This window comes from Solwaraspora sp. WMMA2065 (genome assembly GCF_030345075.1).
In the GTDB taxonomy this organism is placed as follows: Bacteria; Actinomycetota; Actinomycetes; order Mycobacteriales; family Micromonosporaceae; genus Micromonospora_E.
Genome location: NZ_CP128361.1, coordinates 1,625,617 through 1,638,162 on the forward strand (window position 1 = coordinate 1,625,617; position 12,546 = coordinate 1,638,162).

The 12,546-nt window shown below is 72.2% G+C and carries 11 protein-coding genes; 9 read left to right on the forward strand and 2 right to left on the reverse strand.

Annotation, left to right across the window (positions count from 1 at the left end):
• Positions 1–163 precede the first annotated feature (163 nt).
• Positions 164–517 carry an ArsR/SmtB family transcription factor gene (locus O7610_RS07610; protein WP_281555028.1) on the forward strand — a complete coding sequence of 118 codons (354 nt, stop codon included), beginning with the start codon at positions 164–166 and terminating at the stop codon, positions 515–517.
• Positions 514–2,160, forward strand: a complete 1,647-nt coding sequence (locus O7610_RS07615) for a SulP family inorganic anion transporter (RefSeq protein ID WP_281555029.1) — start codon at positions 514–516, stop codon at positions 2,158–2,160. Before O7610_RS07610 ends, O7610_RS07615 begins: the two co-directional genes overlap by 4 nt.
• A gap of 325 nt (positions 2,161–2,485) precedes the next feature.
• Here O7610_RS07615 and O7610_RS07620 read toward each other — a convergent pair whose 3' ends face one another.
• Complete coding sequence (locus O7610_RS07620) at positions 2,486–2,839, reverse strand: ABC transporter permease family protein (protein WP_289212894.1); 354 nt, start codon at positions 2,837–2,839, stop codon at positions 2,486–2,488.
• 337 nt (positions 2,840–3,176) lie between these two features.
• Between O7610_RS07620 and O7610_RS07625 the strand changes: the two genes are divergently transcribed.
• The 7 genes from O7610_RS07625 to meaB all read left to right on the forward strand — a co-directional run bounded on the left by O7610_RS07625 (position 3,177) and on the right by meaB (position 11,609).
• Entirely contained in the window at positions 3,177–3,644 is a 468-nt protein-coding gene (locus O7610_RS07625) for a helix-turn-helix domain-containing protein (protein ID WP_281555031.1), read from the forward strand.
• 47 nt (positions 3,645–3,691) lie between these two features.
• Positions 3,692–4,246: a M48 family metalloprotease gene (locus tag O7610_RS07630; protein ID WP_281555032.1), complete on the forward strand. Its 555-nt coding sequence runs from the start codon at positions 3,692–3,694 to the stop codon at positions 4,244–4,246.
• Positions 4,247–4,252: 6 nt separating this feature from the next.
• Positions 4,253–5,482, forward strand: a complete 1,230-nt coding sequence (locus O7610_RS07635) for an MAB_1171c family putative transporter (RefSeq protein WP_289212895.1) — start codon at positions 4,253–4,255, stop codon at positions 5,480–5,482.
• Positions 5,483–5,493: 11 nt separating this feature from the next.
• The gene (locus tag O7610_RS07640) at positions 5,494–6,375 is read left to right on the forward strand and encodes an oxygenase MpaB family protein (protein WP_289212896.1); all 882 of its coding nucleotides are present in this window, start codon (positions 5,494–5,496) and stop codon (positions 6,373–6,375) included.
• A gap of 97 nt (positions 6,376–6,472) precedes the next feature.
• A complete protein-coding gene (locus tag O7610_RS07645) occupies positions 6,473–8,365 on the forward strand; it encodes a methylmalonyl-CoA mutase subunit beta (RefSeq protein WP_281555035.1) in 1,893 nt (630 codons plus the stop codon).
• Positions 8,362–10,566, forward strand: coding sequence for a methylmalonyl-CoA mutase (gene scpA, locus O7610_RS07650; protein WP_289212897.1), 2,205 nt, complete (start codon positions 8,362–8,364; stop codon positions 10,564–10,566). The genes O7610_RS07645 and scpA overlap by 4 nt, the downstream gene beginning before the upstream one ends.
• Positions 10,563–11,609, forward strand: coding sequence for a methylmalonyl Co-A mutase-associated GTPase MeaB (meaB, locus tag O7610_RS07655; protein ID WP_281555037.1), 1,047 nt, complete (start codon positions 10,563–10,565; stop codon positions 11,607–11,609). Before scpA ends, meaB begins: the two co-directional genes overlap by 4 nt.
• Here the strand turns inward: meaB and O7610_RS07660 are convergent, their stop codons facing one another.
• Positions 11,610–12,476 carry a metallophosphoesterase family protein gene (locus tag O7610_RS07660; protein WP_475052534.1) on the reverse strand — a complete coding sequence of 289 codons (867 nt, stop codon included), beginning with the start codon at positions 12,474–12,476 and terminating at the stop codon, positions 11,610–11,612.
• Between the last annotated feature and the right edge of the window lie 70 nt (positions 12,477–12,546).

Consider the following 12,546-nt stretch of genomic DNA (forward strand, 5'->3'; position numbering starts at 1 on the left):
CGTAGACCGGCTTAATCGACACACACCTATCCCATTTCGCTCATAGCGCATCCCGCTGGTTGAGCCTCGCGGCGCACCCGGCAGGCCGGACTCGACGTGACGACTCGCACAGCACGGACCCCCGGCGGCGAATGACTACTTGAAGAAGTCTTCAATTGCACACATGCCAGTGCCGCTCTACCAGAAGAAGGCCGAGTTCTTCCGTATGCTCGGGCACCCGGTGCGGATCCGGGTGCTCGAACTGCTCGGCGAGCGCCCCCGCCAGGTCCGCGAACTGCTCGCCGAGATCGACGTCGAGACGTCCAACCTGTCCCAACAGCTCGCGGTGCTGCGCCGGGCCGGCATCGTGGTCTCCAGCCGGGACGGCTCCGCCGTGACCTACGCCCTGGCCGGGCCGGACGTCGCGGACCTGATGCGGGCGGCCCGGCGGATCCTCACCGAGATGCTGGTCGACCAGACCGAGTTGCTGGCCGAACTGCGGGACGCGTCGGCCCATGCCCCGTCAGGACGCGGATGAACGCCGTCGCCGGGGGGCGCCGGCTGCTGCCGCAGGCCACCGACTGGCGGGCGGTCCGCCGGCAACCGGGCCGGGACCTGCTCGCCGGGCTCACCGTGGCGGTCGTGGCCCTCCCGCTCGCCCTCGGCTTCGGTGTCGCCTCCGGGTTGGGCGCCACCGCCGGGCTGGTCACCGCTGTGGTCGCCGGTGCCCTCGCGGCGGTCTTCGGCGGGTCGAACCTGCAGGTCTCCGGGCCCACCGGGGCGATGACGGTGGTGCTGGTGCCGATCGTGGCGCAGTTCGGTCCGGGCGGTGTGCTCACCGTCGGGCTGCTGGCCGGGGTGATCCTGATCCTGCTGGCACTGGTCCGGGCGGGTCAGGTCGCCCGGTACATGCCGGCCCCGGTGATCGAGGGCTTCACCGCCGGCATCGCGGGGGTGATCCTGCTGCAGCAGATCCCGACGGCGCTCGGCGTGGACGTCCACGGCGACCGGGTGCTGCCGCTGGTCGGGCAGGCGGTGGCGGCGTTCGTCCGGCAGCCGCAGTGGCCGTCGTTGCTGATCGCCCTCGCCGTCGCCGCCGCGATGCTGACCGGGGCGCGGTGGCGGCCAACTGTGCCGTTCTCGCTGCTCGCGGTTGCCGCAGCGACCGTCACGACGATGCTGTCCGGATTGCCGGTGCCGACCATCGGCGCACTGCCGGCCACCCTGCCGGCACCGTCGCTGGCGTTCCTGGACCTGGCGGCGGTGCCGGCACTGGCGACCGCGGCGATCGCGGTCGCCGCCCTGGCCGCGTTGGAGAGCCTGCTGTCGGCCACAGTGGCGGACGGCATGTCGGTCGGGCAGCGGCACGATCCCGACCGGGAACTGTTCGGCCAGGGCGTGGCCAACCTGGTGACACCGCTGTTCGGCGGGGTCCCGGCCACCGCGGCGATCGCCCGGACGGCGGTCAACGTCCGGGCTGGTGCCGCCTCCCGACTGGCCGCGCTGTCGCACGCGCTGATCCTCGCGCTGCTCATGTTCGTGGCGGCTCCGCTGGTCAGCCGAATCCCGTTGGCCGCGCTGGCCGGGGTGCTGATCGCCACCGCCATCCGGATGGTCGAGGTGAGCGCGCTGGCCGCACTGGCCCGAGCCTCGCGTTCCGACGGGCTGGTGATGGCGCTCACCGCAGCGACCACCGTCCTGCTGGACCTGGTCACCGCCGTGCTGGTGGGCCTGGTCGTGGCCGGCGGGCTGGCGCTGCGCAGGATCGCCCAGGCGGTACGGCTGGATCGGGTGCCGCTGGACACCGGCGACCACCACGCCGAGGAGCAGGCGCTGCTGGCCGAGCACATCGTGGCGTACCGGCTGGACGGGCCGTTGTTCTTCGCCGCCGCCCACCGGTTCCTGCTGGAGCTGTCCGACGTCGCCGAGGTACGGGTGGTGATCCTACGGATGTCTCGCGTGTCCACCATCGATGCCTCCGGCGCCTTGGTGCTGCGCGACGTGGTGCAGCGGCTGGAGCGACGGGGCATCACCGTCTATCTGTCCGGGATCCGGGACGGACACCACAAGGCGCTCACCGCGTTCGGGCTGCTCCCCCGGCTGAGCGGACTCAACCGGGTCTTTCCCGACACTCCGGAGGCGATCGCCGCCGCCCGGCAGATCATCGGGGCGGACCGATAGCTCCGCATGACAGTCGAGCTGGCCGCGCAGGTGGGCGCCGGGCGTCCGCTGCGTGATCAGGCGGCTTCCACGCGGAGACCGGCCGGAAATTATTCAGACCCGTACACAACCTCGCAAAAGTGTGGTGCATGTGCAGTGGCACGTGCAGGTGCACTTGCATCTCCTCGCCCACGCATGCATGATTCCCCTATGTCGATCTCACGTTCACGACACGTGACGAGCCGCGATCAGCGACCGGGACTTTGGGCAGACCTCGCTGACCGTCTTGAGGCGTACTGGTGAAAGCCAGCAGCCTGACGGCCCGCGCGTGCAGCACTCCATAGGCTCACCCGTAGTGGCACCGCTGCTGGGAATCGAACTGCTTCTGGTCGGGTTCTCCATCGGTGACGATGACGAACACGATGAGCACCGGGATCGCGGTCAACGACGCCGCCGACAGCTGCACGTTCCACATCGGCCCGCCGTACGCGTCGACGAGCTGGGTCAACGCCTGCGGCAGGGTGAGCTTCTCCGGGGTGGACAGGAACACGATCGGCTCCAGGTAGAGGTTCCAGCCGTGCAGGAAGGTGAAGATCGCCACCGCGCCGAACGCCGGGCAAGCCAACGGCAGCGCGATCCGCCAGAAGAACATCACCGAGTCGTCGTACGCCCGTTGCCCGGCGTACCCGACTACCGCCACTCGGCGGCACCGGCATTCGGCACCGACCGCGGCCGGTGGTACATGCCCTGCGAGGCCGGCCAGCGGGGCAGCACCAGGGTCGCGGTGGACGGGGCGATCTGACAGGACGTCCAGGGCGACCGCTGGCTGGTGGGGTGAGGGGCGCCCCCGTTCCGCGCCCCTCACCGCACCAGCGGCATCAAGGTCGGCCACTGCAACGGGTTGGTCAACCTCAAGTCGTGATCGTATACTGACTCGGCGTACGGTCGTCAACCGATATTAACCGACAACGCTAACGTGACTAATCTTAGCTGTAGTTCCGGACCAGATCTTAGCTGCACATCCGACGGAGGTAGCCGTGACGGGCGGCACCACCCCCCCTGGCGGATCGGGATCCAGCCTCGCCGACAAGCTCAACCTGCTTTTCGAGACGGTCCGGCCGGCCCGCCGCGACCCGTACACCTCACGGGAGGTGGCCGACGCCATCCGCGACCGGGGCGGTTCCATCTCCGACGTGTACATCTGGCAGCTGCGCACCGGTCGACGGACCAACCCGACCAAGGAGCATCTGGAGGCGCTCGCCGACTTCTTCGACGTGGACCCGGCGTACTTCTTCGACCGGCGTCGCTCCGGCGAAATCGAACGGGACCTGCATGCGCTGCAGGCGATGCGCAACCTCAAGGTGCGCGCGGTCGCGACCCGGCTGAGTACGCTGCCCGAGGCGCAACTCGACGCGGTCGGCGAGATCCTCGACCGGGTGGTCCAGGCGCTTCAGACCCGCCACGCCGAGGGCGGCCCCGGTGCCGAAGGACGGCAGGACCCGTGATCGTCCTGCAGTGGCGAAGGACGGACCAAGCTGAGGGAAGCACGGATATGAAGTCATCCCCGCTGCGCCGGACCTGCCGCAGTCGGCTGCGTCAGCTCGAGGAACAGGGCCTGCGGACGCCCCGGCCGTTCGATGCGCCACAACTGTGCCAGCGGGTCGGTGCGGTGCTCGGCCAGCAGATCACCCTGGTCGGCGTGCCAATGCCCGCCGGTGCGCCGTTCGGCCTGACCTTCTTCACCGACGCCGGTCATGTCGTCGCCTACGAGGAACGCACCAGCCGGGTGCACCGGGACCACATCATCGCCCACGAGATCGGCCACATCCTACTCGGCCACCGTGCCCTCGCCCTCGACGACCAGGAGGCCAGCCAACTGCTGATGCCGGCACTGCGCCCCACCCTGGTGCACCGGGTACTCGCCCGGACCGGGGTGTACAGCCGGAGCGAGGAACAGGAGGCCGAGATGATGGCGACCATCCTGCTGGAGGCCGCCGCCCGCGAGACCGACCTCGGATCGGCTCCCGCCCACGACGAAGCCGGGCCGGTCACCGACGCCGCGTTGGCGGCCCGGCTGCGGCACGGGCTCGAACCACCGCCCCGGTGAGCGCCGATGGACACCCCACTGTACGCGGTCTGCGCGGCCGCCGGCTGGCTCGCCTTCGGCTACAAACTGCGTGACCTGCGGCGGGACCGCGACAACCGGGTGCTGAGGGCGATGGTGTACGCCTTCTGTTCGTTCGCCGCCGGTGTGACCGTCGCCGTCCGGCCGGTCGCCGAGGCGGTGGACCGGATCACCGGGCTGCCGAACCTGGCCAAGCTGCTGGCGCACGCCGGGGTGATGGGGGTCGCGGCCAACTCCGAGATCCTGCTGCTGTTCCTGGCCCTGCCGCCGACGGTCGCGGCCCGCCGGGTCCGGCGTCGGGTGATCGCCTCGGTGACCGCGTCCGGACTGCTCACCGCACTCTGGGCGTCCACGTTGACCGGTGCCGCACCGGTCCGGTTGGTGGTCGAGGACGCCGCTCATCCGGCGGTCGCCGGCTACCTGGTCGTCTACCTGGTCGTCTTCGTCTGCTACGCCACCGACCTGGCCCGGCTCTGCTGGCGCTTCTCCCTGGTCACGCCACGTCGGTGGCTCCGTCGTGGACTGCGGATCACCGCCTTCGGCGCGGCCGCCGCACTACTGTACTGCGCCACCAAGGCCGGCTACCTGATCGCCTACCGGATCGGCCGGGAACCGGCCGGCGAACCGCAGATCGCGGCGGTCCTGGTGACCGTCGGTGCGCTCGCCATGCTGATCGGGCTCACCCTGCCGACCTGGGGTCCCATGGTGGACACCGGGCGGGCCTGGTTGCGGCGGCACCGGTCGTGGCACCGATTGGCGCCACTGTGGCGGGCGGTCAGCGCGGCGCAACCGCACCTGGTCCTCGACGACCGGGCCCACCACCGGCGGGTGGCCCTACGCGACATCGACTACGCGCTGCACCGCCGGATCACCGAGATCCGGGACGGCCGGTTGGCACTGCGCCCGTACATTGACTGTCGGATCGCGCCGACGGCCGACCGGCTGGCCGCGGCGGCCGGCCTGGCCGGCACCGACCGCGCGGCGCTGGTCGAGGCGGCGATGATCGCCGCCGGGACGCGGCAGGCCGCCACCGGCGGGCCGGTGCGGGAGCCGGACTTCTCCGAGCCGCACGATCCGCCGAACGGCTATTCTGGCGAGGTCGCCTGGTTGAGTCGGGTGGCCGAGTGGTTCAGCCGCTCTCCGCTGGTCGGCCAGGTGCTGGCCGCCGATGCGTCGTCGCCCGAGCTATGGCCCGCGCCGCCGCCATACCGATCCTGAACGGGGTCTTCGTGCAGCCGCACCGCTACGCCGACCTCCGGCGGATCCGTATCCTCGACCCGCAGCACGACTACCTCGAGATCTATCAGACGATGGTGCGATACGAGTTCCCGTGGGACAGCAAACTCGGCCTGAACCTGGCGTTCAACCGCTCCTTCTCGCTGCCCCGGGTCGCCGCCGTGCACGTGCGCACCGGTGAGCTGCTGCACCACACGCGCAAGCGGATCGACGACACCGGATTGCTGATGTACGAAGTGATGCTGCACGGTTTCGACGCCCCGCGCGGTCGCGACGCGATCCGGCGGACCAATCAGATCCACCGCCACTACGACATTGCCGACGACGACTACCGCTACGTCCTCGGCTGTCTGGTGGTCGTCCCGATCCGCTGGCTGGAGCGGTACGGCTGGCGGCGGCCCTGCTGCCATGAACGGACCGCCGCCTACCACTACTACCAGGAGCTAGGCCGAAGGATGGGCATCCGGGACATTCCGGGCTCCTTCCGCGAGTTCGCCACCTGGTTCGACGACCGCGACCGGACGCATCTGCGCTACAACGACGACGCCGCCTCGATCGAGCGGGCCACCCGGGCGCTGCTGCGCGGCAAGATTCCGCGACCGCTCGCGCCGGTCGGTGACGCGCTGGTCGCCGCCATGTACGACGAACGGCTGCGGGCCGCGACCGGGGTAGCCACGCCGAGCCCGGCGGTGCGCGCGGGCCTGCACGTCGGGCTGCGGCTACGCGCCGCGATGCTGCGCTGGGCCGGCCGACCTCGGCAGACCCCGCTGTTCGCCGACGGAATCCACACACCTACGTATCCGGACGGATACGACATATCCCGGCTCGGCCCGGTCACGACGCAACCCGGCCATCACACCCAGGGATCGTCGTAGTCGAGCAGACACGCTAAGTCGATCACGTTCGGTGGATGTGGTCACAGTCCGGGTACGGGTCCGACCATCAGTGCGACGCACCCTTAACATCCCGTGCATGACGGTGCCATCCGAGAGCCTCGACCCGGCCGCTGGATTCCCACCGGCCACGCCGGACGACTGGCGACGGCTCGCGCTCGGCGTCCTGCGCAAGTCGGGCGCCGCCGGCCCGGACACCCCGGCCGAATCCGTGGACGAACTGCTGGCCACCACCACCTACGACGGCGTCCGGATCGCCCCGCTGCACACCCGGCAGGCGGCCCCACCGGGGGTCGGGGTGCCCGGTACGGCACCGTACGTACGCGGTGCCCAGGCCCGGCGCGACGGTGGCGGCGCGGGCGGCACCGACCCGGCCGCGACGGTTGCCGGCTGGGACGTCCGGCAGCGGTACGTCGACCCGGATCCGAAGGCGGTCCGGGAGGCGGTGCTGACCGACCTCGCCAACGGTGCCACCTCGGTCTGGATCGATCTGAGCGCGGGCGGCCTGCGCGCGAGCGACCTGCCGGAGGCGCTCGACGGGGTCCACCTCGGCCTCGCTCCGGTGGTGCTCGACGCCGGCGCGGACAGCGTCGCCGCGGCCGAGGCGTTGCTCGCGCTCGCCGACGACCGGAGCGTCGAACGCGACGCCCTGGCCGGCTGCCTGGGCGCCGACCCGCTCGGCTGGCAGGCCCGCACCGGCCAGGCCGGCGACCTCGCGCAACTCGCCGTCCTCGCCGGGTACGCCGAGCGGTCGCCGATGCTGCGTACAGTCACTGTGGACGCCACCGCGTACCACGACGCGGGCGGTGGCGACGCCCAGGAGATCGGCTGCGCCCTGGCCACCGGGCTAGCCTATCTCCGGGCCCTCACCGACGCCGGGCTCGACCTACCGGCCGCCTTCGGGCAACTGGAGTTCCGCTTCGCCGCCACCACCGACCAATTCGCCACCATCGCCAAGCTGCGCGCCGCTCGGCAGGCCTGGGCCCGGGTCGGGCAGCTCTGCGGGGTGCCCGAGGCAGGTCGGCAGCGGCAGCACGCGGTCACCTCCGCCGCGATGATGACCGCCCGGGATCCGTGGGTGAACATGCTGCGCACCACCGTCGCCTGCTTCGCGGCCGGGGCCGGCGGGGCGGACGCGGTCACTGTCGCGCCGTTCGACGCCCGACTGGGGCTGCCGGACGGCTTCGCCCGGCGGATCGCCCGCAACACCCAGTCGGTGCTGCTCGCCGAGGCGCACCTCGGCCGGGTGCTGGACCCGGCCGGCGGGTCCTGGTACATCGAACAGCTCACCGCGGACCTGGCGGCGGCCGCCTGGGACTGGTTCACCGAGATCGAGCGGGCCGGCGGGGCCGCCGCCGCGCTGTCCGCCGGGCTGATCGCCGACCGCATCGACGACACCTGGCGGCGCCGGGCCGACAACCTGGCGCGCCGGCGGGACCCGGTCACCGGGGTCAGCGAGTTCCCCAACCTGGACGAGCGACTGCCCGCCCGTACCCCGGCGCCCGTACCGCCCGGCGGCGGCCTGCCGCGACGGTTCCACGCCGGGGCGTTCGAGGCCCGGCGGGACCGGGCCGACGCGTACCTGGCGGCCACCGGTTCCCGGCCGAGCGTCTTCCTGGCCACCCTGGGCCCGCTCGCGGCGCACAGCGCCCGTGCCGGGTTCGCCGGCAACCTCTTCGCCGCCGGTGGGATCGCCACCACCCGGGGCGGCGACCCGGCCGACGATCCGGCGGCGATCGCCGCCGCGTTCGCCGCCGACCCGTCCGCCGTGGCCTGCATCTGCGGCACCGACGCCAGCTACGCGGCGGCAGCGGCGCCGCTGGCCGCCGCGCTGGCCGCTGCCGGGGCCCGGCGGGTCTGGCTGGCCGGTCGGCCCGGTGACCATGCCCAGGTAGACGGCTACCTGTACGCCGGCTGCGACGCGACGGCCGTCCTCGACGCCACGTTCGACGACCTGGAGGTCCCCCGATGATCCCGGACTTCACGCAGGCCACACTGCTGCCACCGGACGCCGCGGGCAGCGTCGGCGGGCCGGCCGCGGCACCGGGCCCGCAGCCGCCCGGGCCGAGCTGGCACACGCCGGAGGGGATCGAGGTCGCGCCGCTGTACACCGCGGCGGACACCGCCGACCTGACCTTCCTCGACACGGTGCCCGGCGTCCCGCCGTACCTGCGCGGACCGTACCCGACGATGTACACCACTCAGCCGTGGACGATTCGCCAGTACGCCGGGTTCTCCACCGCTGAGGAGTCCAACGCCTTCTACCGGCGCAACCTGGCCGCCGGACAGAAGGGCCTGTCCATCGCCTTCGACCTGGCCACCCACCGGGGGTACGACTCCGACCACCCCCGGGTCGCCGGGGACGTGGGGATGGCCGGGGTCGCGGTGGACTCCATTCACGACATGCGCCAGCTGTTCGACGGCATCCCCCTGGACCGGATGAGCGTGTCGATGACCATGAACGGCGCGGTGCTGCCGGTCCTGGCGCTGTACATCGTCGCCGCCGAGGAACAGGGCGTGCCGCCGGAGAAACTCACCGGGACGATCCAGAACGACATCCTCAAGGAGTTCATGGTCCGCAACACCTACATCTACCCGCCTGGGCCGTCGATGCGGATCATCTCCGACATCTTCGCCTACACCTCGGCACGGATGCCCCGCTTCAACTCGATCTCGATCTCCGGCTACCACATCCAGGAGGCCGGGGCGACCGCCGACCTGGAGCTGGCGTACACCCTCGCCGACGGCGTCGAATACCTGCGGGCCGGGCAGGCCGCCGGGTTGGCGGTGGACACCTTCGCGCCCCGGTTGTCGTTCTTCTGGGCGATCGGGATGAACTTCTTCATGGAGGTCGCCAAGTTGCGGGCCGCCCGGCTGCTGTGGGCCCGGCTGGTCCGCGACGCCGGCGCCACCAACCCGAAGTCGTTGAGTCTGCGCACCCACTGCCAGACCTCCGGTTGGTCACTGACCGCGCAGGACGTGTTCACCAACGTGGTCCGCACCTGTGTGGAGGCGATGGCGGCCACCCAGGGGCACACCCAGTCGCTGCACACCAACGCCCTGGACGAGGCCCTGGCGCTGCCGACCGACTTCTCCGCCCGGATCGCCCGCAACACCCAGTTGCTGCTGGCCCAGGAGTCCGGCACCAACCGGGTGATCGATCCGTGGGGTGGCAGCTACTACCTGGAACGGCTCACCCACGACCTCGCCGGGCGGGCCTGGCAGCACATCCAGGAGGTGGAGGCCGCCGGTGGGATGGCACGGGCGATCGACGAAGGGCTGCCCAAGCTGCGGATCGAGGAGGCCGCCGCCCGTACCCAGGCCCGGATCGACTCCGGCCGGCAACCGGTGATCGGGGTGAACCGGTTCCGGCCGGACGCCGACGAGCCGATCGAGGTGCTCAAGGTCGACAACACGGCGGTACGGGCCGCGCAGCTGGAGAAGCTGCGGCGGCTGCGCGCCGAGCGGGACGGGGCGGCGTGCGACGCGGCGCTGGCCGCGCTGACCCGTGCCGCCGACGCCGGGCCCGACTCCGGCGGTGAACCACTGTCCGACAACCTGCTCGGGTTGGCGGTCGACGCCGCGCGGGCCGGGGCCACCGTCGGGGAGATCTCCGCCGCGCTGGAGCGGGTGTACGGCCGGCACGCGGCGCAGATCCGTACCATCAGCGGGGTGTACCGACAGGAGGCGGGCGCGGTGGCCGGGATCGACCGGGCCCGGGCCGCAACCGACGCGTTCGCCGTCGCCGAGGGACGCCGGCCCCGGATCCTGGTGGCGAAGATGGGCCAGGACGGGCACGACCGGGGACAGAAGGTGGTCGCCACCGCATTCGCCGATCTCGGCTTCGACGTCGACGTGGGTCCGCTGTTCCAGACCCCGGCCGAGGTCGCCCGACAGGCCGTCGAGGCCGACGTGCACCTGGTCGGCGTCAACTCCCTCGCCGCCGGGCATCTGACCCTGGTGCCGGCGCTGCGCGACGAACTGGCCGCCCTCGGCGGGGACGACATCATGGTGATCGTCGGCGGGGTGGTGCCGCCGCAGGACTTCGAGGCGCTGCACGCCGCCGGTGCGGCGGCGATCTTCCCGCCCGGCACGGTGCTGGCCGACGCCGCGGTGGACCTGCTCGCCGAACTGTCCCGTCGGCTGGGGCACGACACCGCCGAGGCCGGATGACCGGCGGACGACGCGCGCCGGCGCCGGTGGCCGACTACGTCGCCGGAGTGCGTGCGGCGGCACCGGCGTGGCTGGCCCGGGCGATCACCCTGGTCGAGTCGACCCGGCCGGACCACCGGGCACACGCCCAGCAGGTGCTGGTGGCGCTGGCCCCGTACGCCGGGCAGGCCCGGCGGGTCGGGGTGACCGGCGTACCCGGGGTCGGCAAGTCCACCTTCATCGACGCGCTCGGGTCCCGGCTGACCGGCGACGGGCACCGGGTCGCGGTGCTGGCGGTCGACCCGTCGTCGGCCCGAAGTGGCGGCAGCATCCTCGGCGACAAGACCCGGATGGCCCGGCTGGCCGTTGACCCGGCCGCGTTCGTCCGCCCGTCGCCGACCGCCGGCACGCTCGGCGGGGTGGCCCGCGCCACCCGGGAGGCGATGGTGGTGGTGGAGGCAGCCGGCTACGACGTGGTGCTGGTGGAGACCGTCGGGGTCGGACAGTCCGAGACGACCGTTGCCGAGATGGTCGACACGTTTCTGCTGCTTACCCTGGCCCGCACCGGTGACCAGCTGCAGGGCATCAAGAAGGGTGTGCTGGAGCTCGCCGACGTCGTGGTGGTGAACAAGGCCGACGGCGCGCATGCGACGGAGGCCCGGTCCGCCGCACGTGAGCTGGCCGGGGCGTTACGGATGCTGCGCGGCGGGCACGACGACTGGGCCGTCCCGGTGCTCACCGCCAGCGGCCGGGACGGGACCGGGTTGGCCGAGGTGTGGCAGCAGGTGACCGCCCACCAGGACCGGCGGCGGGCCAGCGGGGAGCTGGACCGGCACCGCCGGCAGCAGCAGCTGCGCTGGGTCTGGGCGATGGTGCGCGACGGGTTGCTGGACCAGCTGCGCGGGCATCCGGCGGTGGTCGCGCTGACCCCGCAGACCGAGAAGCGGGTGCTCGCCGGGGAAATCACTCCCGCGCAGGCCGCGGCCCAGCTGCTGGCGGCGTTCACCGGGCCCGTCGACGGCGGGGGCGACCGGTCGAGCGGTCGGGGGGTGACCGGACGCTGATCAGCCCGGCTGCGGGCCGGGCAGGATCCGGCGCAGCTGGCCGGGCACCGCCAGGCGGCGACGCCACTCCCGGGGGTAGCCCACCGACACCTCCTCGAAGCGCACGCCGTCGTAGACGGTGGTGCGCGGGATGTGCAGGTGGCCGTAGACCATCACCGCCGCCCGGTACCGCAGGTGCCAGTCGGCGGTCCGGTCGGTGCCGCACCACATGGCGAACTCCGGGTAGTGCAGCACGTCCATTGGCGTGCGCACCAGCGGGTAGTGATTGACCAGGACGGTAGGCAGCTGCGGTCCCACCTCGGCGAGGCGCCGTTCGGTCTCCGCCAGCCGTTGCCAGCACCACTGCTCCCGGGTCGGGAACGGGTCCGGGTGCAGCATCGCCTCGTCGGTGCAGACGATGCCGGTGCGGTGTGCGTACGCGAGCCCTTCCGCCTTGGTGCCGGTGCCCGGTGGCAGGAAGCTGTAGTCGTACAGGGTGAACAGCGGCGCCACCGCCGCCGGTCCGCCGGCACCGGACCAGATCAGGTACGGGTCCTCCGGGGTTCGCACGTCGAGCGACCGGCAGAGGTCGACCAGGTGCGCGTAGCGCTCCACGCCGCGCAGCTGTACCGGGTCGTGCGCGGTGGTCCACAGTTCGTGGTTGCCCGGTGACCAGATCACCTCGGCGAACCGCTCGCGCAGCGTGGCCAGTGCCCACCGCACGTCGGCGATCGTCTCGGCGACGTCGCCGGCGACGATCAGCCAGTCCTGCGGCGCCGGCGCCGCCAGGTCGGCGACGATCTGGCGGTTCTCCGGGTACGCGATGTGCAGGTCGCTGATCGCCCACAGCGTCGGTGCCGTCCCCGTGGCCTCCCCGTCGCCGCCGATCTGCCGTACCGTCACCGTGGCCGCCTCCCGTCCGCGTTCCGTCTCCGGTCCACCGCCGGTATCGATCATC